General features: G+C 63.5%; 28 protein-coding genes and 1 other RNA gene. 10 read left to right on the top strand and 19 right to left on the bottom strand.

Features of this window, described 5'->3' with window-relative positions; all coding sequences use genetic code 11:
• Positions 1-172 precede the first annotated feature (172 nt).
• Both EN851_RS01320 and EN851_RS01315 read left to right on the top strand, forming a co-directional pair.
• Positions 173-1,243, top strand: a complete 1,071-nt coding sequence (locus EN851_RS01320) for a 2,3-butanediol dehydrogenase (protein WP_135929129.1) — start codon at positions 173-175, stop codon at positions 1,241-1,243.
• 26 nt (positions 1,244-1,269) lie between these two features.
• Complete coding sequence (locus EN851_RS01315) at positions 1,270-3,078, top strand: NAD(P)/FAD-dependent oxidoreductase (protein WP_135928371.1); 1,809 nt, start codon at positions 1,270-1,272, stop codon at positions 3,076-3,078.
• 224 nt (positions 3,079-3,302) lie between these two features.
• Here the strand turns inward: EN851_RS01315 and EN851_RS01310 are convergent, their stop codons facing one another.
• Positions 3,303-3,887 carry an HD domain-containing protein gene (locus EN851_RS01310; RefSeq protein ID WP_135928370.1) on the bottom strand — a complete coding sequence of 195 codons (585 nt, stop codon included), beginning with the start codon at positions 3,885-3,887 and terminating at the stop codon, positions 3,303-3,305.
• Complete coding sequence (locus EN851_RS01305) at positions 3,884-5,035, bottom strand: gamma-butyrobetaine dioxygenase (protein WP_135928369.1); 1,152 nt, start codon at positions 5,033-5,035, stop codon at positions 3,884-3,886. Before EN851_RS01305 ends, EN851_RS01310 begins: the two co-directional genes overlap by 4 nt.
• A gap of 119 nt (positions 5,036-5,154) precedes the next feature.
• Here EN851_RS01305 and EN851_RS01300 point away from each other — a divergent pair, with 119 nt between their 5' ends.
• A complete protein-coding gene (locus EN851_RS01300; RefSeq protein ID WP_135928368.1) occupies positions 5,155-6,042 on the top strand; it encodes a LysR substrate-binding domain-containing protein in 888 nt (295 codons plus the stop codon).
• 8 nt (positions 6,043-6,050) lie between these two features.
• Here EN851_RS01300 and EN851_RS01295 read toward each other — a convergent pair whose 3' ends face one another.
• From EN851_RS01295 to EN851_RS01285, 3 genes are read right to left on the bottom strand one after another with little or no spacing between them, the layout of a single operon-like run.
• Positions 6,051-6,581 (bottom strand): GNAT family N-acetyltransferase, encoded by a 531-nt coding sequence (locus tag EN851_RS01295; protein ID WP_135928367.1) that lies wholly within the window; start codon positions 6,579-6,581, stop codon positions 6,051-6,053.
• A 44-nt stretch (positions 6,582-6,625) separates the two neighbouring features.
• On the bottom strand, positions 6,626-6,934 hold the full coding sequence (locus EN851_RS01290; protein WP_135928366.1) for a hypothetical protein: 309 nt from the start codon (positions 6,932-6,934) through the stop codon (positions 6,626-6,628).
• Between the two features lie 4 nt (positions 6,935-6,938).
• The gene (locus EN851_RS01285; protein WP_135928365.1) at positions 6,939-7,502 is read right to left on the bottom strand and encodes an XRE family transcriptional regulator; all 564 of its coding nucleotides are present in this window, start codon (positions 7,500-7,502) and stop codon (positions 6,939-6,941) included.
• 153 nt (positions 7,503-7,655) lie between these two features.
• On the opposite strand from EN851_RS01285, the gene EN851_RS01280 reads away from it, so the two are divergent.
• Positions 7,656-9,485: an ATP-binding protein gene (locus tag EN851_RS01280; RefSeq protein WP_127280695.1), complete on the top strand. Its 1,830-nt coding sequence runs from the start codon at positions 7,656-7,658 to the stop codon at positions 9,483-9,485.
• A gap of 209 nt (positions 9,486-9,694) precedes the next feature.
• Here EN851_RS01280 and EN851_RS01275 read toward each other — a convergent pair whose 3' ends face one another.
• Both EN851_RS01275 and miaA read right to left on the bottom strand, forming a co-directional pair.
• Complete coding sequence (locus EN851_RS01275) at positions 9,695-10,489, bottom strand: GGDEF domain-containing protein (RefSeq protein WP_135915643.1); 795 nt, start codon at positions 10,487-10,489, stop codon at positions 9,695-9,697.
• 103 nt (positions 10,490-10,592) lie between these two features.
• On the bottom strand, positions 10,593-11,558 hold the full coding sequence (miaA, locus tag EN851_RS01270; protein ID WP_135915642.1) for a tRNA (adenosine(37)-N6)-dimethylallyltransferase MiaA: 966 nt from the start codon (positions 11,556-11,558) through the stop codon (positions 10,593-10,595).
• Between miaA and serB the strand changes: the two genes are divergently transcribed.
• Both serB and EN851_RS01260 read left to right on the top strand, forming a co-directional pair.
• Positions 11,548-12,435, top strand: coding sequence for a phosphoserine phosphatase SerB (gene serB, locus EN851_RS01265; RefSeq protein ID WP_127871637.1), 888 nt, complete (start codon positions 11,548-11,550; stop codon positions 12,433-12,435). The two genes, miaA and serB, sit on opposite strands and share 11 nt — an antisense overlap.
• Positions 12,432-13,004, top strand: a complete 573-nt coding sequence (locus EN851_RS01260; RefSeq protein ID WP_135915641.1) for a GNAT family N-acetyltransferase — start codon at positions 12,432-12,434, stop codon at positions 13,002-13,004. Before serB ends, EN851_RS01260 begins: the two co-directional genes overlap by 4 nt.
• A gap of 43 nt (positions 13,005-13,047) precedes the next feature.
• On the opposite strand, the gene EN851_RS01255 is transcribed toward EN851_RS01260, so the two are convergent.
• Positions 13,048-14,565, bottom strand: coding sequence for a DegQ family serine endoprotease (locus EN851_RS01255; protein WP_135866490.1), 1,518 nt, complete (start codon positions 14,563-14,565; stop codon positions 13,048-13,050).
• On the opposite strand from EN851_RS01255, the gene EN851_RS37655 reads away from it, so the two are divergent.
• Positions 14,555-14,680, top strand: coding sequence for a hypothetical protein (locus EN851_RS37655; protein ID WP_272483008.1), 126 nt, complete (start codon positions 14,555-14,557; stop codon positions 14,678-14,680). The two genes, EN851_RS01255 and EN851_RS37655, sit on opposite strands and share 11 nt — an antisense overlap.
• A 30-nt stretch (positions 14,681-14,710) precedes the next feature.
• Here EN851_RS37655 and EN851_RS01250 read toward each other — a convergent pair whose 3' ends face one another.
• From EN851_RS01250 to EN851_RS01230, 5 genes are all read right to left on the bottom strand, one after another.
• Entirely contained in the window at positions 14,711-14,899 is a 189-nt protein-coding gene (locus tag EN851_RS01250; RefSeq protein WP_127281294.1) for a DUF2065 domain-containing protein, read from the bottom strand.
• A 6-nt stretch (positions 14,900-14,905) separates the two neighbouring features.
• Positions 14,906-15,871, bottom strand: coding sequence for a protease modulator HflC (locus tag EN851_RS01245; protein ID WP_135866488.1), 966 nt, complete (start codon positions 15,869-15,871; stop codon positions 14,906-14,908).
• Complete coding sequence (hflK, locus tag EN851_RS01240; protein WP_127871641.1) at positions 15,871-16,986, bottom strand: FtsH protease activity modulator HflK; 1,116 nt, start codon at positions 16,984-16,986, stop codon at positions 15,871-15,873. Before hflK ends, EN851_RS01245 begins: the two co-directional genes overlap by 1 nt.
• A gap of 166 nt (positions 16,987-17,152) precedes the next feature.
• Positions 17,153-17,671 carry a dihydrofolate reductase gene (locus tag EN851_RS01235; RefSeq protein WP_127279687.1) on the bottom strand — a complete coding sequence of 173 codons (519 nt, stop codon included), beginning with the start codon at positions 17,669-17,671 and terminating at the stop codon, positions 17,153-17,155.
• A complete protein-coding gene (locus tag EN851_RS01230) occupies positions 17,671-18,687 on the bottom strand; it encodes a DUF4424 domain-containing protein (RefSeq protein WP_135928364.1) in 1,017 nt (338 codons plus the stop codon). Before EN851_RS01230 ends, EN851_RS01235 begins: the two co-directional genes overlap by 1 nt.
• 165 nt (positions 18,688-18,852) lie before the next feature.
• Here EN851_RS01230 and cobF point away from each other — a divergent pair, with 165 nt between their 5' ends.
• Positions 18,853-19,617: a precorrin-6A synthase (deacetylating) gene (gene cobF / locus EN851_RS01225; protein ID WP_135928363.1), complete on the top strand. Its 765-nt coding sequence runs from the start codon at positions 18,853-18,855 to the stop codon at positions 19,615-19,617.
• Between the two features lie 130 nt (positions 19,618-19,747).
• Here the strand turns inward: cobF and EN851_RS01220 are convergent, their stop codons facing one another.
• From EN851_RS01220 to modA, 4 genes are all read right to left on the bottom strand, one after another.
• A complete protein-coding gene (locus EN851_RS01220; RefSeq protein WP_127279684.1) occupies positions 19,748-20,089 on the bottom strand; it encodes a winged helix-turn-helix domain-containing protein in 342 nt (113 codons plus the stop codon).
• A 74-nt stretch (positions 20,090-20,163) separates the two neighbouring features.
• Positions 20,164-21,276, bottom strand: coding sequence for a molybdenum ABC transporter ATP-binding protein (gene modC / locus EN851_RS01215; RefSeq protein ID WP_135928362.1), 1,113 nt, complete (start codon positions 21,274-21,276; stop codon positions 20,164-20,166).
• On the bottom strand, positions 21,273-21,977 hold the full coding sequence (gene modB / locus EN851_RS01210; RefSeq protein WP_135915640.1) for a molybdate ABC transporter permease subunit: 705 nt from the start codon (positions 21,975-21,977) through the stop codon (positions 21,273-21,275). The genes modC and modB overlap by 4 nt, the downstream gene beginning before the upstream one ends.
• A gap of 26 nt (positions 21,978-22,003) precedes the next feature.
• A complete protein-coding gene (gene modA / locus EN851_RS01205) occupies positions 22,004-22,798 on the bottom strand; it encodes a molybdate ABC transporter substrate-binding protein (protein ID WP_135915639.1) in 795 nt (264 codons plus the stop codon).
• 173 nt (positions 22,799-22,971) lie between these two features.
• Between modA and EN851_RS01200 the strand changes: the two genes are divergently transcribed.
• On the top strand, positions 22,972-23,181 hold the full coding sequence (locus EN851_RS01200; protein ID WP_127871647.1) for a molybdopterin-binding protein: 210 nt from the start codon (positions 22,972-22,974) through the stop codon (positions 23,179-23,181).
• An 11-nt stretch (positions 23,182-23,192) separates the two neighbouring features.
• Here EN851_RS01200 and EN851_RS01195 read toward each other — a convergent pair whose 3' ends face one another.
• Both EN851_RS01195 and EN851_RS01185 read right to left on the bottom strand, forming a co-directional pair.
• Positions 23,193-23,987, bottom strand: a complete 795-nt coding sequence (locus EN851_RS01195) for a thymidylate synthase (protein WP_127871648.1) — start codon at positions 23,985-23,987, stop codon at positions 23,193-23,195.
• 365 nt (positions 23,988-24,352) lie between these two features.
• A complete protein-coding gene (locus EN851_RS01185; protein WP_127281000.1) occupies positions 24,353-24,664 on the bottom strand; it encodes a DUF2853 family protein in 312 nt (103 codons plus the stop codon).
• A 168-nt stretch (positions 24,665-24,832) separates the two neighbouring features.
• On the opposite strand from EN851_RS01185, the gene ssrA reads away from it, so the two are divergent.
• Positions 24,833-25,193, top strand: a transfer-messenger RNA (tmRNA) gene (ssrA, locus tag EN851_RS01180).
• Positions 25,194-25,388 lie beyond the last annotated feature (195 nt).

Below are 25,388 nucleotides of genomic sequence, written 5' to 3'. Positions count from 1 at the left end.
CCGCAGCAGCCTATGACAGCAGAAGCCGCTAGATGATGCTGATTTTATTACGATTTCTGATTCAGCAGTATGGTTGGCATGCTGCTTGCTCCTTGTTCCGGGTACCCACATGGAACTTGGAGGAGAAGCCATGACACAGAACGCGGTCAATCTCGCAGCCACGGCGCGGAGCATGCAGGCCCTGCGCTTTCATGCCGCCAGGGATTTGCGCATCGAGGACATTCCCAGGCCGGCAAAGCCGGGGCCGGGACAGGTTGTTCTCCGCAACAGGTTTGCCGGAATCTGCGGCACCGACCTGCATGAATACAGTTACGGGCCAATCTTCATACCGACGCAGCCGCATCCGTTCACCGGCGCCAGCGGTGTGCAGGTGCTTGGACATGAATTCGGCGGCGTGATCGAGGCCGTCGGCGATGGCGTGAGGTCGGTCTCGGTTGGCGACCGCGTGGCCGTGCAGCCGCTGATCATGCCGCGCTCGGGAGACTATTATGCCGCGCGCGGCCTGTATCATCTGTCCGACAAGCTTGCCCTGGCGGGTTTGAGCTGGATCGGCGGCGGCATGGCGGAAGCCGCCTTGCTCAACGACTACAATGTCGAGCGCATTCCAGACGAAATGTCCGATGAGGAAGCTGCATTGGTCGAGCCGACCGCGGTCGCCGTCTATGCCTGCGACCGTGGTGGGGTAAGCGCCGGGAGCTCGGTGCTGATCACCGGCGCCGGCCCGATCGGCATTCTGACGATGCTGGCCGCGCGCGCCGCGGGCGCAACGCAACTGTTCATCTCGGACCTGAACGACACCAGGCTGGAGATGGCGCGTTCGATCCTGCCTGGCGTGGTGACCCTCAATCCGAAGCGGGACAAAGTGGATGAGGCAGTGCGCGCCGCGACCGAAGGTGGCGTCGGTTGCGATATCGCCATCGAATGCGTCGGCAATGAGCATGCGCTGAAGGCCTGCCTCGCGGCTGTGCGCAAGCAAGGTGTCGTCGTGCAAACCGGCCTGCATCCGCACGAGAACCCGCTCGACTGGTTCCAGGTCACATTCAAGGACGTCGATATCCGCGGCTCCTGGGCCTATCCGACGCATCTGTGGCCGCGTGTCATCCGTCTCATCAGTTCGGGACAGCTGCCTGCCTCCAAGGTGGTCACCAGGCGCATACGTCTTGCGGAGGCGATGTCGGACGGTTTCGAAGCTCTGCTCGATCCAGCCGGGACCCAGCTGAAAATCCTGATCGACCTGTCCTGATCAATTTGACAACCGGAGGAGAAAACATGCTCGAGAGAACCCCCACCACGAAGGCGCAGGCGCTGCTCGACAAGTTCGGCAAGGCGCTTGCGGACGGCGACATCGACGCGGCCGTCAACTGTTTCCAGGCGGATTGCTACTGGCGCGACCTTGTCACCTTTACCTGGAACCTGAAGACGATGGAGGGCCAGGACCAGGTGCGCGACATGCTGACGGCAACCCTGGCGGAGACCCGGCCGAGCGACTGGAAAGTGGCCGAAGGCGAGGAGGCGACCGAGGCGGACGGCGTCACCACCGCCTGGATCACCTTCGAGACCGAGGTGGCGCGCGGCTTCGGCCTGGTGCGATTCAAGGGCGAACTGATCTGGACCTTGCTCACCACCATGGCCGAACTCAAGGGCCATGAGGAGAAGGCGGGTTTCACCCGCCCGCTCGGCGCCAAGCATGGCCACGGCAAGGACAGGAAATCGTGGCGCGAGGAACGGGACGATGAACTCGCCGAACTCGGCCGCAGCAAGCAGCCTTATGTCGTGATCATCGGCGGCGGTCAGGGCGGCATTGCGCTCGGCGCACGCCTGCGCCAGCTCGGCGTTTCAGCCATCATCGTCGAGAAGAACGAGCGCCCCGGCGATTCCTGGCGCAAGCGCTACAAGTCGCTCTGCCTGCACGATCCGGTCTGGTACGACCATCTGCCCTATATCGACTTCCCCAAGAACTGGCCAGTCTTCGCGCCGAAGGACAAGATCGGCGACTGGCTCGAGATGTACACCAAGGTGATGGAGCTGAACTACTGGTCCTCCACGTCGGCGAAATCCGCGAAATACGACGAGAAGGCCAAGGAATGGACCGTCGTGGTCGAACGCGACGGCGAAGAGATCGTGCTCAAGCCCAAGCAGTTGGTGCTGGCCACCGGCATGTCCGGCAAGGCGAACTGGCCGAAATACAAGGGCCAGGACATCTTCAAGGGCGAGCAGCAGCATTCCTCGACCCATCCCGGCCCGGACAAATACCGCGGCAAGAAGGTCGTGGTCATCGGCTCCAACAACTCCGCCCACGACATCTGCGCGGCTCTGTGGGAGGGTGGCGCGGACGTCACCATGGTGCAGCGTTCCTCCACGCACATCGTCAAGTCCGACACGCTGATGGATATCGGGTTGGGCTCGCTCTATTCGGAGCAGGCGGTCGAGAACGGCATGACGACACGCAAGGCCGACCTGATCTTCGCCTCCCTGCCCTACCGCATCCTGCACGAATTCCAGATCCCGCTTTACCAGCAGATGAAGGAACGCGACGCCAAGTTCTACGCGGACCTGGAAAAGGCCGGCTTCCTGCTCGACTGGGGCGATGACGGCTCGGGCCTCTTCATGAAATACCTGCGCCGCGGTTCGGGATACTACATCGATGTCGGCGCCTGCGACCTCGTCATCGACGGTTCGATCAAGCTCAAGAGCGGACCAGGCGCCGCGGTGGAAGAGTTGACGCGAACCGGTGTCAAATTCGCCGATGGAACCGAATTGCCCGCAGATCTCGTAATCTATGCCACCGGCTACGGCTCGATGAACGGCTGGGCGGCGGACCTCATCTCTCAGGAGGTGGCGGACAAGGTCGGCAAGGTCTGGGGCCTTGGCTCCGACACCGCCAAGGACCCCGGCCCCTGGGAAGGCGAGCAGCGCAACATGTGGAAGCCGACCCAGCAAGAGGCGCTGTGGTTCCATGGTGGCAACCTCCATCAGTCGCGCCACTATTCGCAATATCTGGCGCTGCAGCTGAAAGCCCGGCAGGTTGGCTTGCCGACCCCGGTCTACGGGCTCCAGGAGGTCCATCACAAGGGCTAGTCGGCTTCCCTCGCATCAAGGCGGGACTGCCCGGCTTCGGGGACATTGATCAAAACAGCAGCAGCGAGCCCGCCGGGCTCGCCGCATTGGGGTGGCCGGCGATGGCGTGAAAACGCCCTCGCCGGCCAAACGCTCGCGGCAGGTCTCCATCCGGTATGCGGCCACCGCGTTTTCGCCGTCGAATCGGAAACACATGGGCTGTCTCCTCGCTGTGACTCGTTCTGTCAGGGCCGATTGGCGAAGCCGTGCACGACGCGCTGCAGCAACCGCACATAGTCGCGAAACGCCCGCGTCCGCATGTTGGCGACCTTGCCGCCCTCGTCCCAGATGCGAACCCGCACCGCTTCCTCATGGAACGGGTTCTCGCGGAACTCGGCGACCTCATCGGCGCTCATCGGTCCGCCCTGCAGCGACAGCGTATGAACCGAAGCCGGCGACAGCCTGGAGAAATAGGTCGGGTCCGTGGCACAGAGATAGCGCTTGGCGGCAACGTGCAGCCGGACGCATTCGACGATGACCGGCGGAAAGAACGGCGCCAGCACCTCGCCGCCGGCCTCGTCATGGTGCTTGTCCTCGACATCGTCGGGCGAATAGGTGCCGAACTCGCTGGTGTAGTGGCCGATGTCGTGCAGCAGCGCGGCCGCCACCAGCACCTCGGGCGCTCCATCCTGCTCCGCCAGCCAAGCACCCTGCAGCATATGCTCGGACATCGTCACCGGCTCGCCGAGATAGGATTCCGCGCCCCGGCGCTCGAAAATGTCGGCGATGAACTCGACGATGGTGTCCGCGTTCAGATCCTGGCCGCTCATTCCGCGGCCTCCTTGAAGCCGTGTTCGATCGCCGCAAGCGTCGACAACAGGCCGTCCTTGTCCGCATAGCATCCCTGCAGCCAGCGCTTGCCGGTGCCGGAAAACGCCTTGCGGGCATGCATGACGCGGGTGTTGTCGACGATGAAGGCCTGGCCGGGCTCAAGCTTGAAGGTCACTTCGAAGGATGGATCCTCGATCAGTTCGGCGAAGCGGCGGTAAGCGGCATAGTAGCGATCCATGTCGGCGAACGGCACATCGACAGTCGGCGCCAGCGAACGGTTGTTGAAGCGGATGCAGATCAGTTCGCCGTCGGGTCCAAGCTCGATCATCGGCCGTTTGGACTGCAGCCGCACGCCGGATGATCCTGCATATTCGAACCGCGCCGCATGGGAGCTCAACAGCCGAAAACCTTCGGAGTTTTCCGCCTGCAGGGCAGCGGCGACGGCAAAACCGTCGACGACGCTCGATTCGCCGCCCTCCACCGTGTTCTCGATGCAGGACAGGATCTGCAGTGTCGGCACCGGATCGCGATAGGGATTGTCGGTATGCGCCTGCAGGCCGAGATTGGTGTAGGCGAGGTTGTTCGGATTGACCTCGGCGCGCACTTCGAACCAGCGCCCGTAATTGGTCTCCCTGATATAGCCGAACAGGTCGGACACCTTGCACAGCGCTCCGGATTCGGCCGGCAGCCCATTCATCACCGCAAAGCCATAAGTCCTCACCGCCGAAAGCCATTCGCGCAGCACGCTGCGGTCATGGAAGGCCGCCTTGTAGCTGGCGCGCGGCACGCAGTTCTGCATCGTCGCCTTGGTCCAGCGCTGGATGATGTCGCCCGTCCAGCCGGGCTGGCGTGTCTCGTCGCGATCATAGGCGTTTGCACGCAGCCATTGGGCGGGAAAACTGACCAACTTTCCCTCCGGTTCGAAGCTGATTTCCAGCGCCCCGGCCTTGATGGAAGCAGCGCCAATTCTCGTGCCAGCGGGAATGTCGAGGATGGTGACGAGCCGCTGGCCATTGCCGGCGCTGCGCGTCTTGTCGTCGAGCGCATTGTCGCGCAGCCAGATGGCGTGAAAGCGGGTGCGCCTCCCGTCTGTCCAGCCAAGTTCGATTGTTCTGCCTTCGTCGCCGATCAGCGCGTGGGTGAGCATTGAGATCCATCCTGTCCGCTGCACCCCACAGCATGATCCGCAGGGTTTCGATTGCATGTTGGCCGCGCAATAGGCATAATTCAAATTATCATTTTTTGCCCAATGACCTCGATTTACTAATGGCTCGACGAACCATCCCCGCCTTGCCTCCACTCGACTGGCTGCGCAGTTTCGAGGCTGCGGCACGGCTGTCCAATTTCACGGCGGCGGCGGCCGAACTCGGCCTGACCCAGGCGGCGGTCAGCCAGCACATCCGGCTGCTTGAGGAACGGCTGAAGACGCGGCTGTTCTCGCGGCTGGCGCGTGGGGTCGCGCTGTCGCCGGAGGGTGCCGCCTACCTGCCCCACATCCAGTCGGCCTTCGCAACCATTGGCAGCAGCACCACGGAATTGTTCGAACCACGCGCCGTCCGGACCGTCTCTATCCGGGTGCCGATCTCGTTTGCCTTGCTGGCATTGGTCCCGGCGCTGCCCGATCTCGCCAAGGCGCTGCCGCGCGTCCAGCTCGATCTGGTGACGATCCATCGGCCGACCGACTACGATCTGCCGGGCTCGGCGCTCGACATCCGTTTCGGCAACGGATCCTTTCCCGGACGCGAGGCCGAGAGGCTGACCGCCGAGCGGCTTGTGCCGGTGGCAAGTCCGGCGCTCGCCAGTGCCGCCGACTGGACATCCCTGCCGCTGCTTCTGGTGGCCGGCGCGCGCGAGATGTGGTCGGAGTGGTTCGCGGCGGCCGGATTGGCCGGCCAGCCCCAGCGGTCGCACCGTTTCGACAGTTTCGTCGCAGCCATGGAGGCGGCGAGCGCCGGTGCCGGCGTGCTGCTGGGGTCGCGACCGCTTGTCGACGCGGCGCTCGACAGCAGGACGCTGGTCCCGCTCTCCGATTTTGAACTCTCCAGCACGTCAGGGCATTTTCTGACCAGGCCGTCGACCGCGCAGCTGACAAGTGCCGAGCAGGATTTCCGGCACTGGCTGATAAAGCGCCTTGCCGGCGGGGCCCGGACCTGACTGGCGCGCTACCGCGAAGCTATGCCGATACGCTTCCAGTAGATCAGCGTGCCCGTCAGCCCGCCATGCGGTTTCAGCGCATAGTCAGGAATTTCGCCGGTGAGGATGAAGCCGAGCTTTTCGTAGAGGCCCGAAGCCCCCTCCTCCGCCGCCGTGTCCAGAACCAGCAACGTGCGCCCCTTCTCCGCCGCGAGGCGTTCGGCGGCCCGCATCAGGCGTGTCCCCACACCCCGGCCCCGGTATTCGACTGATGTCATCAGCTTGGCGATCTCGGCCCGATGCGGCTGGTTGGGCGGGCAGTCGAGCAGCAAGGTGACCGTCCCGACCAGAGCCCCGCCGTCCCAGGCCCCGAGCACCATTCTTTCTCCTCGTGCCGCCGCGGCCAGCGACGTCTCCCAGAATGCCCTTGCCGCTTCCGCCGCCAGCGGATGCATGAAGCTGACAGATCCGCCGGCGGCAACCGTTTCGACCAGCAGATCGGTCAGCATTGCCAGAGTTTCCCGGCTGGCGCTCAACGGCCCGATTTCGATGGTATTCATACCTGGTCCTCTGGAAACGATTGCCGGGGTCGATGGCGCCGGCGTCAGTCGAGATGGTGCGACCGCCGGCGCTTGCGCGCGGCCTTGATGGCGCTGATGCGTTCGGTGTCTTCTTCACTGAGATGTCGCCCGCGCTCCAGGATTTCGAGCGTGTATTCCTCATAGGTCAGGCCCAGCCGCTCAGCCTTGTCCATGCGCATCAGCATGACGTCGCGGCTTGGCGCCTTCCACGCCTTGGCGTGCGCCGCCTGCCAGGCCAGGAAGATGTAAGGGTCGCCCTTGCCCCATGGCGGCCCCTTGTACTCGTCAAGAGGCGGCCCCCCATTGTGGGAGCGCGTAGGCCGTCTTGCCATGACGTCAGCCCCTGACCAGAGCGACGAGATAGTCGGCGCCCGGCTCCAGGGCATGGAAGGTGCAATCCGACGGCGCCCCGAGCGCCAGGCAGTCGCCCGGTTCGAGCCTGTGCACCTGATCGCCTTCGGTGAATTCGAGTTTTCCCGAGATCAGCCAGATCTGCTGCTTGATGAAGGCGTAGGAAGCCGCGGGCAAGCTGACCTTCGCGCCCGCCGACAGATGGACCTTGATCAGCTCGAGCGGCATGTCGCAGGCCGGCGACAGATGCCGCCTGACATAGCCTGTATCGGGGTCGCGCCATACCGGCTGGTCGGCCGCGCGCAGCAGTCCCCCGCTCTGCAGTTCCGCGCGCGCGATGAGGGTCGAGAGCGTCATGCCGAAGGCCGCCGCAATGCGCACCAGAAGTGCGGCCGTCGGGCTGGTCATGCCGCGCTCGATCGTGCTCAGCATCGCCTTGGAAACGCCGGACCGTTCGGCGAGTTCGGCCAGCGACCAGTCCCGCATGATCCTCTCGGCGTGGATCCTCTTGCCGATGGTCGAGGAAATATCGTTCGCTATATCATCCATTCGTCCATTATAGCGAAACAATAAGACAGGTGAAGAGCCATCTCGCGATAATTTTCACCGGGTCCTTAATCCTCTCTACACCATCCGACCTCATCCGACCTTAACCCCGTTCCTGTAGGCTCCGTCTCCAGGGAAATGGGGATTGGCCTGTCCATGTATGTCGAACGCGAAGCTTCCGTCGGAGAACCGACATCGCAGGAGCGCCGCAACGCAGAGCAGAACGACCGGCGCATCCTCGGCAACGTCGTGCAATGCGACGGCGCGCGCGCCACCATCAGCGCCTATGCCGACGATGTCGACGGCGCGATCACCGGCCTGTGGACGGTCGGCAAGATGATCTCCATCAATCTGGGCACGACGCGCACCGTTGGCCTGGTCTATGCGATCGGCAAGTCGGATCGGGCCTGGAGCAATGAAGGCCAGAACGCCATCGAGGTCAGCATCGAACTGATCGGCGAAGTGCGCGACGGCGCCGAACCCGGCGCCAAGCCGATCTTCGACCGCGGCATCACCAGCTATCCGCATATCGGCGCCGTCGCGCACCGTATCCGCACCCGCGACCTGCAGGCCGTCTATGACCTGGCCGGCCGCCATTCCATCACCATCGGCTCGCTGGCGCAGGACGAGGCCATCGCCGCCAACATCGCCATCGACGATACGCTGGCGCGCCATTTCGCCATTGTCGGCACGACCGGCGTCGGCAAGTCGACCGCCGTGTCGCTGCTGCTGCGCAAGTCGATCGCCGCGCGACCCGACCTGCGGATCCTGATCCTCGATCCGCACAACGAGTTCGCCGCCTCGCTGCCCGAATATTGCGTCCGGGTCGATTCCAAGACGCTCGACCTGCCGTTCTGGATGTTCACGCTGGAGGAATTCGCCGAAGTGCTGTTTCGCGGACGCGAAACGGTGCCGGAAGAGATCGACGCCCTTCGCGACCTCGTTCCGCTGGCCAAGAACCTCTACCGCAACCCCAATTCAGGCGCCTACCTCAGGCGCGGCAACGATGCGCTGACCGCCGATACGCCGGTGCCTTACCGCATCGCCGACCTGCTCAAGCAGATCGACGAGCGCATGGGCATGCTCGAAAGCAAGAACGATCGCCCGACGCTCAAATCGCTGAAGACGCGCATCGAATCCGCGGCTGCCGATCCGCGCTACCGCTTCATGTTCAATTCGCGCCTGATCGAGGACACCATCCACGAGACGATCGGCAACATCTTCCGCGTGCCGCACCATGGCCGTCCGGTAACCTGCTTCGAGATGGCCGGCATGCCCTCAGAAGTGGTCAATTCCGTCTGTTCCGTGCTGGCGCGCCTGGCCTTCGACCTCGCTTTGTGGAGCGAAGGCAAGCTGCAGCTCCTGTTCTTATGCGAGGAAGCGCACCGCTACATGCCGGCCGATTCGCGCCTCGGCTTCGCGCCGACCCGGCATGCGCTGTCGCGCATCGCCAAGGAAGGCCGCAAATATGGCTGCTATCTCGGCGTCGTCACCCAGCGCCCGGGCGAGCTCGATCCGACCATCCTGTCGCAGTGCTCGACCTTCTTCGCCATGCGGCTCGCCAACGAGCAGGACCAGGCGATCATCCGCTCGGCAATCGCCGACTCGTCCGCCTCCACGCTCGCCTTCCTGTCTTCCATGGGCCAGCGCGAGGCGATCGCCTTCGGCGAAGGCGTGGCGACGACCATGCGGCTGAAATTCGAAAGACTGCCCGCTCACCTGCTGCCTGGCACGGCCAAGCACGAGGAAGAAGTGACGAAAGCCGGCGAGGTCGACCTGGTGGCGATCGTGGAGCGGCTGCGCAACGTGCCGAAACCACAGAGCCAGGCGATACCATTCGCCGAGGTGGTCGATTCCGGCCGCCAGGCCGGCGATCCCGACTACCGCAAACCGCCAGCGACGGCGCGCGTGCAGTCGGACGAAGATTTCGACACACGCTACGGGCTCAAACCCGCGACCTTCGGCCTGCGCCCACAGAACGATTGAACCTAACAGGTCTCTGATCTCATCGGCATTCACGCTTGGCCAAATCCCGAAAGGGAATTCGTCAGGCCGAATTGAATGACGTGGCTTTCGAGAAGCCGGAGCGGAGCGGACATTCAGTCCGTGAGCTCAGTTCTGCTGCGACGCAGTAGAACGGGGAAGTCGAGAAAGCCGCGTCAGGCAACCGGCCTCATGAATTCTTCTTCGGGATTTTAGGCGCAGACGCGGTTGCGGCCTTGCCTCTTCGCTTCATAGAGCTGGCGGTCGGCACGGCGATAGAATTCTTCGGCGGTTTCCTTGCGGTCCCAGACGGCGAGGCCGACGCTGGTCGTGATCTTGAGCCGGACATTGTTGCCGGAGAGGATCGACATGTTGGCGATCGCCTTGCGGATGCGCTCGGCGAATTTGGCCAGAAGGTCCGCCTCCATGTTGGGCGTGACCACGGCGAATTCCTCACCGCCCAGGCGCGCCACCACGTCGTGATAGCGGGTCATGTCCTTGAGGCATCTGGCGACAGCCTTGAGCACCTCGTCGCCGACATCGTGGCCGTGGCTGTCGTTGACCTGCTTGAAATGGTCGAGATCGAGGATCATCAGCCCGACCGGTTTTTCGATGCGCCGGAACTCCTCGAGATATTCCTTCAGCGCGTCGTCGAAATAACGTCGGTTCTGCATGCCGGTCAGGCCGTCTGTCAGGGCGGCGTGCTCGAGCGTTTCGGAGCGGGCGCTGAGCGAAACCGTCATGGCGCGCAGCTTGCCTTCTTCCGTCGCCTGTTTGCGGATCAGCGGGTAGATGAAGAAGATGCCGAAAAACAGCGCGGTTGCAAGCAGCACGCCCGTCGCGAACAACAGCTTGTTGAGGTAGATGACCTTGTCCAGGCCGGACTGTGTATGGAGTTCCGTGGCGAAGGATTGCAAGAGCCCATAGGCGTGCAGCGTCACCAGGCCAGCGGCCAGGATCACGAAGATAAAGACGAAAAAAGCGGATTCCGCCTTATGGAAACGCATCTGCTGCCCGATGAAAAGTGCCCTCGATCTTATGGCACGGGCCGCCTTACGGAGCGTTAATCCCGGCAACTTCGGCGGGAACCCTGTCCTCAAGGTCAACTTTTTAAGTTGCATTAGCAACAAGTGTTTGGATCGTGGTTTCGAGATCGTCATCGGGACGCAATCTCTGCCATTCCGGCCCCAGCTGATGTCGAAACCAGGTCGCTTGCCGCTTGGCATATTGCCTGGTTGCGATCTTGGCGCGCTCGATCGCCTCGGGAAAGCTCGATTGCCCTGCCATTGCGGCCTGCAACTCGCGAACCCCGATCGCCTTCATCGCCGGCAGGTCCGGATCGAGTCGAAGGGCGGCAAGCTGTCTGACTTCCTCCAGCGCGCCCTTGTCCAGCATCCGGTCGAAACGCCTTTCGATGCGGTCGACCAGCGCCGCCCGATCCGGCTCGATGACCAGGAAATGCGCGCTTTGCCTGTCGATCAGCGGCCGGCCGCGCTCGGCCTGCCAGTCCAGGATCGACCGGCCTGAGGCGTCGAGCACTTCGAGCGCCCGCACGATGCGCTGACTGTCGGTCGGCTTCAGCTGCATGGCGACTTTCGAATCCTCGCGCAGCAGGATGCCATGCAATTTGACCGCGCCGTGCTCCTTCAACTCATAGCGCCAGCGATCGCGGATCCGCTGCGGAATATCGGGCATTTCCGAAATGCCCTCGGCCAGCGCACGAAAATAAAGGCCGGTGCCACCGACGAAGATTGGCCGCCGCGAGAGCGTTCCGTCGTCGATGAGTTTCATCACGTCGCGTAGCCACGCGCCGGTCGAGTAGGCGGAGCCGGGGTGCACATGCCCATAGAGAAAATGCTGCGCGCGTGCGAGTTCGGCCGCGTCCGGCCGAGCGGTCAGAACGTCGAGAACCGAATAGCCCTGCATCGAATCGGTGTTGACGATGACGCCGCCGGTGCGCTCGGCCAGCTCAAGCGCCAGCGCCGACTTGCCGCTGGCGGTCGGCCCGGCTATCAGGATCGCGTTCTTCACGCGGCCTTCGCCCGCATCCGCGCCGGAATTCTCTATGCCGCTCATTGCCACGCTTGTTTCCCGTCCCGCTGACCGCGCTCTGTCGCCGTCGCTTGCGAATATGGCCTCACGGTCGGTGGGCGCAAGCGCTGTCGTCTGGCTGGCCGAAGGCATTGCCTGTGATCTTGCCCTGCCGCCAGCGGCGCAGGCTGATGAAATCGCTGCAGAGCTTCGTGCCGCACTGGGCGCCGAACCAGTCGACGTGATCGTCCAGCAGGCTGAAACACGCCGCAAGAAAATCCTTCTCGCCGACATGGATTCGACCATGATCGACCAGGAATGCATCGACGAGCTGGCCGACGAGATCGGCGTCAAGGATCGCGTCGCGGCCATCACCGCGCGGTCGATGAATGGCGAGATCGCCTTCGAGCCCGCGCTGCGCGAGCGCGTGGCGCTGCTCAAGGGGCTTGATGCCGCAGTGGTCGACCGTATCGTCGCCAATCGGCTGACGCTGGCTTCGGGCGGCCGCGCACTGGTCCAGACCATGCGCGCCAACGGCGCCTGGACGGCGCTCGTTTCGGGTGGATTCGAGGTCTTCACCACGCGCATCGCCGAGATGCTCGGCTTTCAGGAGAACCGCGCCAACCGCCTGCTCGACTTGGGCGGACGCTTCACCGGACTGGTCGGCGAGCCGATCCTCGGCCGCGCAGCCAAGGCCGAGGCGCTGCTCGAAATCTGCGCGCGCCTTGGCCTGACGCCGGCCGATGCCATCGCCGTCGGCGACGGCGCCAACGATCTCGACATGATCCGCCTGGCCGGAACCGGTGTCGCGCTGCACGCCAAGCCGACAGTGGCGGCACAGGCAAAAGTCCGGATCGACCATGCCGACCTAACCGCACTGCTCTATCTGCAGGGCTACCGGAAGGAAGACTTCTTGCAATGAAACCGATGCGTACCGAACGCCTGATCCTGCGCAACTGGGAGGAGCGCGACCGCGCGCTGTTCCATCGCATCAACTCCGACGAGCGCGTCATGGAATTCTTTCCGTTCCGCCGCGACCGCGCTACCGCCGACGCCAAGATGGACGAGTTCCGATCCTGGATCGCCGAGGACGGCTATGGTTTTGCCGCCGCCGAGATTGCTGCCACCGGCGAGTGCATCGGCTTCGTCGGCCTCCTCGAAACCGATCATGTGCCCTCCCTGCCGGCCGGCACGATCGAGATCGGTTGGCGGCTGGCACCGGAATACTGGGGCAAGGGCTATGTCACCGAGGCGGCGGAGGCCTGGCTCGCCTACGGCTTCCAGATGCTGGGCGTCAACGAGATCGTCTCCTTCGCCGTAACCGGCAATCATCGCTCCACCGCCGTGATGAAACGCCTCGGCATGAGCGCCGACCCGGCCAATGACTTCGACCATCCCGACATTCCGGACAGCCATCCCGCGCTCAAGCGGCATGTGCTCTACCGGTTGCCTCGCCAAGACTGGCAGGCAAGAAAAAGGGCGGCTCTCTAACCGCCCTTTCCATCAAAATCAGATTTTTGCAGTCCTGCCGACTTCAATCCATCCGGATCGTGACAAACCTCAGCTCACCGGTCTTCGACGCCAGCATCAGCAGCGCGTTCTTGCGCCCCTGCTCCTTCAGCGCGCCGATCCGGTCCATGACATCCTTGGGCGTAGCGACCGATTCCTGCGCGATCTCGGTGATCACCTCGCCCGGCTGAATGCCGCGCTCGGCGGCGGCCGAATCCTTGGCCACATCGGTGACGACGACACCCGAGACATCGGCGGCAATGCTGAACTTCTTGCGCGTCTCGTCGTTGAGTTCGCCGACGGTCATGCCGAGCACCGAGGCGGTCGAGACGGCCGGAGCCTTGTCGCCGCCCTTGTCCTGGTCGGTGTTGCCATTCTCGCCGCTGGCGAGCTTCTCGCCATCCTCGAGCCGGCCGAGCGTCACCTTCACCGTCTGCTCGACACCCTTGCGCACGATCAGCACGTCGACGGCTTTGCCCACCGGGCTTTCGGCCACGACGCGCGGCAGGTCGCGCATTTCGTGGATGTCCTTGCCATCGAACTTGATGATGACGTCGCCGGCCTGGATGGTGCCGTTGTCGACAGGCCCGCCCTTGATGACGCCGGCCACCAGCGCGCCCTTGGCGGTCGCCATCCCCAGGCTTTCCGCGATGTCGTCCGTCACCGGCTGGATGCGCACGCCGAGCCAGCCGCGCCGCGTCTCGCCATACTGGCGCAACTGGTCGACGACGCCCGAGGCGAGCTGCGAGGGAATGGAGAAGCCGATGCCGATCGAGCCGCCGGAGGGCGAAATGATCGCGGTGTTCATGCCGATGACCTCGCCGGCGCTGTTGAACAGCGGTCCGCCCGAATTGCCGCGGTTGATCGCCGCATCGGTCTGGATGAAGTCGTCATAGGGGCCTGAATTGATGTCGCGGTTGCGCGCCGAGACGATACCGACCGTGACCGTACCGCCGAGGCCGAACGGATTGCCGACCGCCATCACCCAGTCGCCGACGCGCATCTTGGTGGAATCGCCAAATTTCACCGCCGTCAGCTTGTGGCCTTTCGGATCGACCTTCAGCACCGCGACGTCGGTCTTGGTGTCGGTGCCGACCAGCGTCGCCTTCAAGGTCACACCATCGGAAAAATTGACCTCGATGTCGTCGGCATCGGCGATCACGTGGTTGTTGGTTACGACGATGCCTTGCTCGGCGTCGATGACGAAGCCCGAGCCCAGCGACTGCACCTTCTGCGAGCCGCCATCCTTTTCGCCACCGCGGTTCTTGAAGAAGTCGTCGAAGAAGTCCTGGAACGGCGAGCCTTCGGGCAGCTGCGGCATCGGCACGGCGCTTGGCCCTTCGGTGCCCTTCACCGTCTGCGAGGTCGAGATGTTGACCACCGCGCCGAGCACGCGTTCCGCCAGGTCGGCAACCGAGGCAGGTCCGTCGGCGGCGAATGTCGGCGTCACGAAAGACGGAACGGCTGCGGTGCCCAGGACAAGCGCTGCGGCGCCGGCGACCAACGTCCGTCGAGCGGCGCGCAAAAGGGTGTTGGATGTCATCGAGAAGCCTCCCGGCATTTCTGAAAGAGAAAAGCGCTTCGACGAAAACGCCGTGTCGCGCCATGATGGCAAGAAATACGGCACGTTTGCGGCTATGGCTATCGGCGGAGCGTAAATCGAGCGTTATTCCGCAAACCGGATGCCTTTACCCGCTCCGCACCAGCCAGACGATGCCGACACCGATGGCGATCGCCACCAGGCCGCCGATCCGCAGTGCATTCTCCGGCATCGACAGCACTTCGCCCGCGAGCTTCCTCGCAAAGCTGGGGAAGCCGCCATAGACCAGGCCCTCTATGACAAGGACCAGGCCTATCGCCGCGAAGAAATCCTGCACCGGCCGCTACTGGCCGGTGCTGGGTTGTGTCGTCGGCGCGGCAGGTGCCGCAGCCGGCGCGGTTGCTGGCGAGGCCGGTTTCGCCGGCCCTTCCTTGCCGTCGGGATCGCGGAAGAAGCGGAAGAACTCCGAGCCCGGCGACAGCACCATCGTCGTCCCGGTGTTGTCGAGCGCGGTGCCATAGGCGTTCATCGACCGGTAGAAATCGAAGAACGCCGGATCACGCTGATAGGCTCCCGCGAAGGTGGCGCTGCGCTGGGCTTCGCCCTCGCCGCGCAGGATCTCGGACTCCTTGCGTGCTTCGGCAACGATCTCGACCACTTCACGATCGGCGCGTGCCGTGATGCGCTGTGCGGCTTCGTTGCCGCGTGCCCTCAGCCGCGCGGCCTCCGCCAGGCGTTCCGCCTTCATGCGGTCGTAGGTCTGCTGGGAGACTTCGGCCGTCAGATCGGTGCGGCGGATGCGGACGTCCTCGATCTGCAAGCCGAGCGACGTGGCGTCGGGCCTGAGCTGATCGCGGACTTCGCGCATCATCACGGCACGCTCTTCGGAGAGCGCGGCTTCGAAATCGCGCAGACCGTAGACGCGGCGCAAGGCAGCATCGAGACGCGTCCTGAGCCGGGCCTCGGCCAGTTCGATCTGACCGGACACTGCCGCACGGAAGACGCGCGGATCCGAGATGCGGTAGGCGATGAAGGCATCGACCTCATAGAACTTGCCGCCCGACACCTGGACGCGGATGTTGTCGAGGTCGAAGCGCAGCACCCTGTTTTCGATCAGCTGCACAGTGTCGGCGTCGAAGAACGAGAATGGCGCCTTGAAATAGATGCCTGGCTCGCTCTTGACATCGACGATCTCGCCGAAGCGGAGCACCAGCGCCTGCTGGCGCGCATTGACCACGAAGACCGAGGAGTAGATCAGGAAAAGGATAACCGCCGCCACGACGGCGAAAATGGGAAGACGGTTGGCCATCACTGGGTACCTCCCGTGTTCGCAGCCGGCGCGGCCGGTGCCGGTGGTTTCGGCTGCAATGCGGGCAGCGGCAGATAGGGCACGACACCTTGTCCGTTGCCCTGCTCGACGATGACCTTGCTCGAGTCCTTCAGAACCCTCTCCATGGTTTCCAGATAAAGGCGTTTGCGGGTCACATCGGGGGCTTTGACATATTCGTCGTAGACCGAGATGAAGCGCTGGGCCTCACCTTCGGCTTCCTGCACCACACGGTTCTTGTAGGCGGCCGCGTCTTCGCGGACCTGGGCGGCCTCGCCGCGTGCCTGGCCGAGCTTCTGGTTGGAATACTGATTGGCCTGCTCGACGAACTTGTCCTCGTCCTGCTCGGCGCGCTGCACCTCGTCGAACGCATCCGCCACCTCGCGTGGCGGCGCCGCGTCCTCGATGGAGACGGCGTTGACGTTGAGACCGGCCTTGTAGCCGTCCAGCGTCGTCTGGATGATCTCGCGCACCGAGGCGGCAATGCCCTGCCGGTCGTCGCGGAAAATGTCCTGCGCCGGCCGGCGGCCGACCGCTTCGCGCATGGCACTCTCGGCAACCTGCCGCAGCATGCCGTCGGGGTCGGAGACGTCGAACAGGTAGGCGCGCGGGTCGGAGACCTGGTAGGCCACCGAAAACTGCACATTGACGATGTTCTGGTCGCCCGACAGCATCAGGCCGTTGCCGCTGGTGTTGCCGCCGCCAATGTCGACGAGCTGCTCTGAAATCTTGGCCGTCTCGACGGTCTCGAGCGGCCACCAGTGGAAGTGCAGGCCTGGCTGGGAAAGCTCGGCCTTCGGCTTGCCGAAGCGCAGTTCGACCGCGACCTCGTCGGGCTGCACGGTATAGACCGCCTGGAAGGCCCACAGAACGACCAGCACCGCGGCGATCAGCCCGAACACGGCCGGACTGGCGCCCCCGCCGCCGGGCAGCGCGCGCCTCAGCCGATCCTGGCCACGGCGAATGATGTCTTCGAGGTCTGGAGGCGACCCCTGCGGGCCGCTCGGTCCCTTCGGTCCCTGCCCCCAGGGGCCCTGGTTGTTACCGCCGCCACCCCACGGGCCGCCGCCTCCGCCACCTTTGTCGTTCCAGGGCATGAATGTCCTTTCGCTTGGAATTCCCTCAAGCGCCGCGGTTACGGCGCAAATCCAGTGTCGTTCTTCTATAGGGACGCCAGGGCGCGCTTTCAACGCGACGCCCGCCGACTTCATCGGATTTGGGCCGGTAGCGACCCTTTGTCGTCCTACAATCGCGCTTTTGTCTTCAAACTATCTCGCGGCGGCGCTCGTAAACCGTATAGCGCGTCGCATGACTGTCCTTTTCTCCTGATGGAACCTCCTGCGAACTGACCACGTGCCATGTATCGGGGTCGATCGGCGGGAAATGCGCATCGCCGTCGACGGCGGCCAGAACATGGGTGACGTGCAGACGGTCGGCCAGCGGCAGCGCCTGGGCATAGATCTCGCCGCCGCCGATGACGCAGACCTCGTCGACGCCGCTCATGCAGCGGCCGCGCACGGTCGCCAGCTGGATCGCGGCTTCCAGCGTATGCGCCACCTCGACGCCCTCGGCGCGCCAGGCCTTGTCGCGGGTGACCACGATGTTCAGCCTGCCCGGCAGCGGGCGGCCGATGCCTTCATAGGTCTTGCGGCCCATGATGATGGGCTTGCCCATCGTGTCTGCCTTGAAGCGCTTGAGGTCGGTGGAGAGCCGCCAGGGCAACCCGCCTTCCCGCCCGATCACACCGTTCTCGGCAATGGCGACGTAGATCGTGACATGCATCAGTTTGCGTCCCCGCCATTGCTGTCCGACGGTTCGAGCAGGAGGATATCGATATCATGCTCGGGATAGAAATCCTTCGCTGTCATTTCGAAGCTCGTCGGCCCGACCTTTTTGACATTGTCGCCGCAGAACGAGACCAGGGCTTTCGGATTGCCCTTGTCGACGGTCAGCTTGAACTTGCCGATGGTGCCCGCCGCCCAGTTGCCGCCGGTGGTCAGGATATAGGCGATGCGGCTTTCGTAGAATTTGGGATAGCCGTCCGGATTGTCCTTCGCCGCCCTGCGCACCGCATTCTCGAATGTGCCGTCCATGCAGTAGCGGGTCTTGTAGGCGGCGTATGAGCCCTGGAACTGGCCCTCATTGAAAAAGCTGACCGACGACGTGCCGCCGACGCTAGGCTTGTAGCGGTGCGAGACGTGAACGTCCTTGTTGGCCGGAAAGGTCGAGCGCCACCAATAGGTCGAGCGCAATTGCCAGAACGGCGCATAGCCGGGTTTTTGGCCGCCACTGTCGTCAACAGTGTCCTCGATGATGATGCCGCGGTTGACCCAGTCGTCGGCCACCGCTTGCGGAAGCTTCGCCAGTGCCGCCTTGGCGGCATCGCCGAACGGGTTGAACGGCACGTTCTGGGCCTTCAAATCGGCGCCGACGTCGATGCCGAGAGCGAACACCTTCTGCTCGAGTTGCGGCTTTGCCGGCACGCCGTCGATCGTCACCTCGAAGCCGAGGAAATTGTCGCTCTGGTTTTCCGGGATCGCCGGCATCTCTTCGGGATCGCCCGAAATGTCGGGCATCGGGAAGGCGACGATCGCCTCGACATCCTTGTCGGTGTTGTTGTGGAAGACGTAGTCGACCGTCACCTTTTGCGGCGAGATGAAGAGGTCCTCGCTTTGCATCGCCACGGCATCGCTGCGCGACAGGATCAGGCCGCCGGTGCCAAGTTCGGCAACCGAGTCGTTGGCCAATGCAGGCGCCGCCGACAGGGCCAGCGCGGTGGTCAAGACATATCGCAGCATGAAAGCCCCCTCGGCGAGAATGCCCTCATGACCCTAGCCGTTTCAATGCGGCGTTTCAAAGCCCTTCCGCGTCCAGGGCATGCGTGACCGGCTGGACACGCATGCGGTCTGGACACGCACGCGCGGTCTGGACTAACAGGTTCCGATCGGGCAGGAGTTCGCGCCATGCGCAAGCTTCTCGTCATCGGCATCGGCGCCGGCAATCCCGACCACATGACGGTTCAAGCCATATCGGGCCTGAACCGGGCGGACGTCCTGTTTATTCCCGACAAGGGCGCCGACAAGACAGAGCTCGCCGACCTGCGGCGCGGCATCTGCGACCGCTTCGTCACCAACCCGACCTCACGCCGGGTCGAATTCGACGTGCCGGTGCGCGCCGAACCAACGTCTTCCTATCGCTCGACCGTCGACGACTGGCATGAGGCGATCGCCGTCATCTACGAGGGACTGATCCGCGACGAGATCGCCGGGGATGGCTGCGGCGCCTTCCTGATCTGGGGTGATCCCTCGCTCTACGACAGCGCATTGCGCATCCTCGAGCGCGTGCGCCTGAGGGGCAATGTCGCCTTCGAACTGGAAGTCATCCCCGGCATAACAGCCATCCAGGCGCTGGCCGCCAGCCACAAAACGGCGCTGAACCGCATCGGCGATCCCGTGCTGATCACCACCGGCCGCCGCCTGACCGAGGAAGGCATGCCGGACAATGCCGGCAGCGCCGTCGTCATGCTCGACGGCAAATGCGCCTTCAACACGCTGGCCGACCAGGATCTTTTCATCCAGTGGGGCGCCTATCTCGGCACACCGGACGAGATCATCATCTCCGGCCGCCTCGGTGATGTCGGCGCGGAGATCGAAAAGCGCCGCGACGAAGCCCGCAAGGACAAGGGCTGGATCATGGATACGTATTTGCTGCGGAAGCCGGAAGAATAGGCAGTAGGCAGTAGGGAATAGGCAGCAGGGAAGAATAGCAGACGCGCGTTAGGTATGATCGGAAGAAAGATCTCTGCCGGCCAGAAATTGGACTGGGTGGCCTACTGCCTACTGCCTATTCCCTTGCTCCCTACCCCGCTTCAATCTCCGCCTGCAGCGCATCCATATGCGTCGCCGCCGCGGCGGACGCCGCGCGCTCGATGGCGCGAAAGCGGCTGACCACCGCCAGGCCGACCGTCGTCAGCTGCGCGCCGCCGCCCTTGCGGCCCCCGGTCTGCGCCGAGACCAGCGGCTTGCCGAACACCCGGTTCATGTCCTCGACCAGATCCCAGGCGTGCTTGTAGGACATCTCCATGCCGCGCGCGGCGGCCGAGATCGATCCGAACGTGGCGATGTGCTCCAGAAGCTCGATCTTGCCAGGACCGATCCGTCCATCCGGATCGAGATTTATCCGCAAGCTCAGCGACGGCATTTCTGCTCCTCCGCGATCGCTTCAGCTTCAGCGACCGTTATTCCAAAACAATATAGCGGCGATCACCACCCCTGTCAGCCGTCGGCTTCGAGCGGCAAGCCGGCGCCGGTGTTCGCCCTGTCGAAGCTCACGGTCTTGACCACCGCGAGAACCTTGCCGCCGGGACGCAACTTCAGTGCCTGCCGCGACTGTTCGGTGATGCGGGCGAGCACCGTTGCGCCATTGCAGTCGATGCCGACTTCGACCGTCGGCCCCTCGCCCGGGCTGATCGCGACAATCGTGCCGGGCAGGATGTTGAGCGCACTGAGGCCCGTCGGTTTCTCCGTGGCGACCATCACGTCGCGAGCGCGAATGCGGATACGCACGGAAGCCCCAGGCTTCATTTCAAGGCGCGGCACGCGGATCTCGCCGGCGGCCGAGCCGAGCACTGTCATCCCGAAAGTCTCGTCGTGACGCAGTACCTTCGTGTCCAGCACGGCGCCACCCTCGCCGCGCTCTTCGGCCGGCAACAGGTCAAGCCTTTGCATGACGGCCTCGGTCGGGCCGCTGGCGGTGACCTTGCCCTGCGCGAGCATCACCACGTCGCTGGCCAGCCGCGCCACCTCGGCGACCGAATGGCTGACATAGACGATCGGGATCTTGGTTTCGTCGCGCAGCCGCTCGATATAGGGCAGGATCTCGGCCTTGCGCGCTTCGTCGAGCGAGGCCAGCGGCTCGTCCATAAGCAGCAGCCTCGGGCTGGCAAGCAGCGCCCGGCCGATCGCCACCCGCTGTTTCTCACCGCCCGAGAGCTTTGCCGGTCGCCGCCCGAGCAACGGCCCGATGCCGAGCAGTTCGACGACACTGTCCATATCCGCGTAGCGTTCCGCCGCCGGCGTGAACCAACGGCCGTAGCGCAGATTGCTCATCACGCTCATATGCGGAAACAGGCGCGCATCCTGGAACACCATGCCGATACGGCGCTTGTGCCTTGGCACGAAAATGCCGGCACCGGTGTCGACCAGAACGCGGCCGTCGATCTCGATGCGCCCCTTGTCCGGCCGGATCAGCCCGGCGATCATGTTGATCAGCGTCGTCTTGCCGGAGCCCGACGGCCCGAACAGCGCCGTCAGCCGCCCGGCGCTCTCGAAGCGGGCATCGATGGCGAAATCGCCAAGCCGGTGGCTGATGTCGACAAGGACGCTCATTCGATGTCCATCCGCCGCCCGACGCGCCGCGCCAGCACTTCCGAGGCGACCAGTGCCGCCATCGAGATGACGATGGAAATCAGCGTCAGCCGCAGCGCCCCTTCATCGCCGCCCGGCACCTGGGTAAAGGTGTAGATCGCCGATGGCAGCGTCTGCGTCTCGCCAGGGATGTTGGAGACAAAAGTGATCGTCGCGCCGAACTCGCCCATCGCCTTGGCGAAGGACAGGATGGCGCCGGCGATCAGCCCGGGCAGGATCAGCGGCAGCGTGATGGTGCCGAACACCCACACAGGATTGGCGCCGAGCGTCCCCGCGGCCGCCTCCATCTTGCGGTCCACCGCCTCGATCGACAGCCGGATCGCCCGCACCATCAGGGGGAAGCCCATGACGCCGCAGGCAAGGGCGGCACCCGTCCAGCGAAACGAGAAGACGATGCCGAAATGCTCGGCCAGGAATGCGCCGGCCGGGCCGCGCCTTCCGAAAGTCAAAAGCAAGAGATAGCCGGTCACCACGGGTGGCAGGATCAGCGGCAGATGCACCAGCCCGTTGAACAGTGTCTTGCCCCAGAATTTCCCCCGGGCAAGCAGCAGCGCTATCGCTATGCCCGGCGGCAAACTCGCGAGCATCGCGACCGTTGCCACCTTGATGGACAGCCGGACCGCATTCCATTCGTCGGGACTGAGGTCCAGCAGCCAGTTCATCGCGCGGTATCGGGGCCTTTTCGAAGTCAGTTGCTCGGCGTGAGCACGGTGAAGCCCTGTTCCTTGAAGAGCGCGCCGGCCTTGGCGGATTGCAGGCACTTCAGGAAGGCCATCGTATCCTTGTCCTTCGAATCGGTGGTCTGGGCAACCGGATAGATGATCGGCGGATGTGAATCCTCCGGGAAGGTGCCGACCACCTTGACGCCCTTTTCGGCGTGCGCGTCGGTGGCATAGACGATACCGAGGGCCGCCTCGCCGGTCGAAACCAGCTTGAGCGCCGCACGGACATTCTCGGCCTGCGCCACCTTGCCCTCGACCGAGGACCAGACGCCGAGCGATTGAAGCGCCGCCTTGCCGTATTTGCCGGCCGGCACGGCCTTGAAGTCGCCCATGGCGAGCTTGCCGTCGCCAACCAGCATGGCGAGGTCAAAACCCTTCTCGATCTTGGTTTCAACCGTCGAATCCTTCGGCGCCACCAGCACGATCTGGTTGCCGAGCAACTTCACTTCGGTATCGGGCTTGGTCAGCTTCTTGTCGGAGAGATATTTCATCCAGTCGAGATCGGCCGAGATGAAGACGTCGGCCGGTGCCCCGCCCTCGATCTGCTTGGCCAATGCCGAACTCGCGGCATAGGAAACGGTCGCGGCCTCGCCGACATCGGCTTTGCAGGCCTTGTTCACCGCGTCGAGCGCATCCTTGAGGCTCGCCGCCGCAAACACCACGACCTTGTCTTCCGCGTGCGCTGCCGGCATTGCCGCCATCAACGCAGCCGCAAAACCGCCAATGGCGACCACCCTCAACCCGAAACCTTTGCGCGTCATCGGAAACTCTCCCTGGGTTCAAAATTCGATCGGCTCGAAGTCTGCAGGCCGATATATCCGCATGGATATAACAAGGGAAGGCCTGGTCTGCCGAAACGCCATCTGGTCTTGTGATTGGTACTGCCTGATTGTTCTGATAAGACGACCGGGGATAAACAGCGAACGGGACGCCAATGAAGATCAGCGCCCGCAACGTTCTCAAGGGAACGATCACCGAAATCGTCAAAGGGGCCACCACCTCGCATGCCCGCATCGACATCGGCGGCGGCGCCATCGTCACCGCCTCGATCACCAACGAAGCCGTCGCCGATCTCAAGCTCGAAAAGGGCAAGCAGGCCTATGCCGTGGTCAAGGCCTCGGACGTGATGGTCGGCATCGACTGAAAAAACGCGGCTCAGACCGCGATAGGCGCCTTGATCGACGCATCGGCGACATAGTTCTCCAGCCGGAAATCCTCGAAGCGGAAGGCGAACAGGTCCTTCACGTCCGGATTGATCCACATCGTCGGCAGTGCCCTTGGCGTGCGCTGCAACTGTTCGCGCGCCTGCTCGAAATGGTTGGAGTAGAGATGCGCGTCGCCGAGCGTGTGGACGAAATCGCCCGGCTTCAGCCCGGTCACCTGCGCCACCATGAGCGTCAGCAATGCGTAGGACGCGATGTTGAACGGCACGCCGAGGAAGATGTCGGCGGAGCGCTGGTAGAGCTGGCAGGAAAGCCGGCCCTCGGACACGTAGAACTGGAACAGGCAGTGGCAAGGCGGCAGCGCCATGGCTTCCACCTCGGCGGGATTCCAGGCCGAGACGATCAGTCGCCGCGATTGAGGATTGCGGCGGATCTCCTTGAGAAGATTGGCGATCTGGTCGATCGAGCCGCCATGGCCATCCGGCCAGGAACGCCATTGCTTGCCGTAGACCGGGCCGAGATCGCCATTCTCGTCGGCCCATTCGTCCCAGATCGAAACGTCATGGTCGGTCAGGTACTTGATGTTGGTGTCGCCGGCCAGGAACCACAGGAGTTCATGGATGATCGACTTCAGATGCAGCTTCTTGGTGGTGGTGACCGGAAAGCCGCGCGCCAGATCGAAGCGCATCTGGTAGCCGAAGACGGAGCGTGTGCCGGTGCCGGTGCGGTCGCCGCGATCGGCGCCGTTTTCCAGCACATGCTGCAAGAGGTCGAGATATTGGCGCATCGGTTTCGGCTCGATTCGAGTGTTTGGGCATTATAGCGGCCAGACCGGCGGCCGAACACAGCAAAACGGTACAAACGACGCTTGACCCACCACTCTTTCCAGAGTCGGCGCTGCCCCTCATTGTCCTGCCGGACATTTCTCCCCGTATAGTGACGGGGAGAAAGAAGCCGGCCGCTACGCTGACGCCCTTTTTGCAACGTTGGTCATTGGCGAAATCATCGATGGCAGATCCCCTCTCCCCGTCACTATACGGGGAGAGGATGCCGGCAGGCAGGTGAGGGGCGGCGCAAACCCCCGACAAAGCGAAAATAAAAGCTGGAGCGGCTATTCTGCCGTACCAGCCCTCGCAAACTGATGCGCGAGCGTCACAGAGAGCCGAGCTTGCCCAGATCCTTGGCCACCAGATAGTAGAAGGTCACGCGGTTCTTGGTGTTGTCTGCGTGCATCGCCTTGCAGGTCTTCTCGATCGCGGCGTCGGCCTTCGCCCCGTCGGTGACGCCGAGCTTCTTGGCCACCCAGCTCTCCTTGACCCGCCCCAATTCCTTCGGGTCCGTGCAGGACACCAGCGAGGAGTCGCGGTTCCTCAGCGCAATGCCCAGATGCTTGACGATCTTTTCGACCGCATCGGCGTTTGCCGCGGCGTCATACTTCTTCACATCCGCAAGATAGTCGGCCATCAAAATTCCCCTCGTCGGCGCCACGGATCCGATCGATGAGGACTGTGGCGCGCTTCGCAACTTGTGCGCTAGGTCGCTAACTCCTCACCGCTCGCAAAGCTTCGGTTGAGACCGCGCCCAAGTCAACCCTTGGCGTCGCGATTTGACACAGGGACAAAGCATCATTGCGGCCTTTCATTTCCGCCAAACGCCCCCTATATTCGTTTTGTCGGCTTGACCGACTATGGCGATAAATGGGCGATGAAATAAGCCGTTCGGACCCGGGGGCGGTACCCGGCGCCTCCACCAAAAGCCGCTGTTGACGACAGAGCGGTTTTTGCTGGGGGCGAAATAGGATCGACGAAGGTGTAAAGATCGTACTTTTGCCCGGCATTGTACCACCGTCATCGGGCTAAACTTATAGTTGCCAACGACAACTATGCGGAAGCACGTCTCGCTGCTTAATGCAGTGCGATAGCTTCAAATCAAGCCCTAGGGGTTCGCACTTCTAGGCGGGGTTCGGAGGTACCTGGCAACAGAAACCTCCACTTCTCCCCCTTCAATTCGCATCACGCGCAACGGCTCCTGCCGTCAAGACTTCGCACGGCCTAATGCATGTCGCCCGGAAGTGTCCTCGGTTCCGGGATAACGACATGCATAAATCAGAAGCTTACAGCAGGTCGGGCGAATCCTATTCGCCGCGACATGCTGTAGAAGCCACGAAGCCGCTGCGTCGCGTGCCCTT

Origin of the sequence: Mesorhizobium sp. M8A.F.Ca.ET.208.01.1.1, assembly GCF_004791315.1 — a bacterium.
Classification (GTDB): Bacteria; Pseudomonadota; Alphaproteobacteria; order Rhizobiales; family Rhizobiaceae; genus Mesorhizobium.
This window is presented reverse-complemented; position numbering and strand designations above follow the sequence as displayed.